1 protein-coding gene is annotated in these 679 nt (G+C 38.9%); it reads left to right on the top strand.

Annotation, left to right across the window (positions count from 1 at the left end; all coding sequences use genetic code 11):
* The coding region (locus tag HMPREF1477_RS09725) for a hypothetical protein (protein ID WP_016475910.1) at window positions 1–679 on the top strand (679 nt) is incomplete at both ends.

The following is a 679-nucleotide window of genomic DNA, read 5'->3' as shown; positions in this document are numbered from 1 at the left end:
TAAGAAGGATGCTAAGGTAGGTAAAGATGACAAAGTTCAATTGATTGCTGGCGAAAACATGACAGTAAACCAAAATGAACGAGACTTTACATTCATCCTTAACAAAGATCTTGTGAAGATGAACTCTGCTACATTCCTTGGTACAGGCAGTAATACAACAGTCATTACTGGCAACAGTATTACACAAACTGCGGGTACTCAAACGAATACATCTACTGCAGGTGGCAACACTGTAGCTGATGGTACTAAGTCCACAGAAACTACAGCAGCTGGTCAAGTGATTAAAGATGGTGCTAAGTCTAATAAATCTACTGTAGATAACAATGTAATTGATGATGGTAATGGCAATGTAAATACATCCAATGCTACATCAAATACGATTACAGATGGTACAAATACTACAGCAACAACATCTAGCTCTGTAACGGTTAAAGATAATGCTGGTAACAGCACAGTTATTACAAAAGATAATGTTACAACTGGTGTAGGTGCTAACAAAATCACTCTTGATGGTATAGCTGGTAAGGCTACAGTTGGCGCCTCTGTAGTTGATGGTGTAAACAACACATTCACTACAGGTGGTACTAATGCTGTTAAGTTAGATGGTGTAGCCGGTACAATCAAAACTGGTACAGTAACAGTAACTGGTGGTACTACAAACGACATCACTGGCTTGTCT

It is taken from the genome of Veillonella sp. HPA0037, from assembly GCF_000411535.1.
In the GTDB taxonomy this organism is placed as follows: domain Bacteria; phylum Bacillota; class Negativicutes; order Veillonellales; family Veillonellaceae; genus Veillonella; species Veillonella atypica.
This window is presented reverse-complemented; position numbering and strand designations above follow the sequence as displayed.